Source organism: Plesiocystis pacifica SIR-1 (genome assembly GCF_000170895.1).
In the GTDB taxonomy this organism is placed as follows: domain Bacteria; phylum Myxococcota_A; class Polyangia; order Nannocystales; family Nannocystaceae; genus Plesiocystis; species Plesiocystis pacifica.
Map to the genome: position 1 here is coordinate 1 of NZ_ABCS01000227.1, position 1,423 is coordinate 1,423.

Here is a 1,423-nt window from a genome sequence, read left to right on the forward strand (position 1 = left end):
GCCTGGCGCCCAGCGACCCCGAGCCCTTCGTGCGCATGCCGGTGGTCTACGAGCGGGCCTTTGGCGGCGGCGCCCTGGGCGAGGGGCCGGCGCTGCCCGAGAACCCCGTCGGCGTGGGCTGGCTGGGCGGCCGCGACCCCGACCGCTTCCTCGGCCAGCCCGTGCCCAACATCGAGGACCCCGCGGCGCCCTTGCAGGTCCTCGGTCAAAGCCCGGCGCCCGCGGGCTTCGGCGCCATCGCGTCGAGCTGGGCGCCCCGGGTCCAGCGCGCCGGGACCTACGACGCGCGCTGGGCCAAGCAGCGCGCCCCCTTCCTGCCCGAGGACTACGATCCGCGCTTCGCCTCCGTCGCCGCCCCCGGGCTGCACTTCGACGCCGGCCTCGAGGGCGGCGAGGCCATCGTCGCGCTCGGCTTCGATCCCGACCAGGCCTGGGAGTTTCGCCTGCCCCGCTGCGGCCTCGCGCTCTCCGCCCGCGTTCGCGGCCAGACCCAGGCCCTCGCCCCCGCGCTCGACACCGTGCTGATCGAACCCAACGAAGAGCGCCTGAGCATGACCTGGCACGCGCGCCTGGCCGTGGGCGAGGACCTCTTGCGGGTCCAGCAAGTCGACGTGGGCCTGGCGAGCCTCGAGGGCGCCGGCGACGTCGCGCACTTGCTCGGCTCGGAGGGCGCCCCGTGAGCGAGGCGATGGCGATCGTGAGCGTCGGCGTGTGCTCCCCCGTGGGGCTCGACGCGGCGCAGACCGAGGTCGCGCTCCGGGCGGGCATCGCCCGCAAGCTCGAGAGCTCGATCCTCGACGCGCGCGGCGAGCCGATCCGCGTGGGGCACCTGCGAGAGCGCCACCTGCCGGCGCTGCGGGAGCCCGCGTGGACGCGCAGCCTGTCGGCCCTCGAGCAGCGCCTGGTCCGGCTCGGCGGACGAGCCCTCGCCGAGGCCCTCGCCCCCCTCCCGCCCCAAGCCCTTCCCCCCCTCACCCTCGCGGGGCCCCCCGCGGCGGAGCGAGGCGTCCCCGTCTCTGGAGCGGACGACCGCGACGGAGCCCTGCTCGCGGCCCTGGCTGCCCAGGCCGGGGTCTCCCTGGGTGCCCGCGAGCTGTGCCCCGGCGGCGGCGCGAGCTGGTTCGCGGCCCTCGAGCGCGCCCGGGCTTCGCTCCACGATCCGCGCGGCGATGGCCTGGCCGTGGCGGGCGGCCTCGACAGCTTCGTCGACCCCGCGCGCCTGGCCGCGCTCGAGGCCGCCGAGCGCTTGCTGACCACAGGACCCCAAGACGCCCACACCCCGGGCGAGGCCGCGGCCTTCCTCGTCCTCGCCACCGCTCCTGCTTGCCGACGCTTCCAGTTGACCCCCCTCGCCTGGATCGCCGCGCTTCGTCAGGAGCTGCGAGCGCCCGGCGATCGCGGCGCCCTCGCCCGAGCCTGCGCC

1 protein-coding gene and 1 pseudogene are annotated in these 1,423 nt (G+C 77.2%); both read left to right on the forward strand.

Annotated features, from left to right (window positions below):
• On the forward strand, positions 1 to 680 hold a 680-nt coding region (locus PPSIR1_RS41360), incomplete at its 5' end, for a DUF2169 family type VI secretion system accessory protein (RefSeq protein WP_157596541.1).
• Positions 677 to 1,423, forward strand: a pseudogene (locus PPSIR1_RS41365) (hypothetical protein); the annotation flags it as partial. The gene PPSIR1_RS41360 and the pseudogene PPSIR1_RS41365, both read left to right, overlap by 4 nt.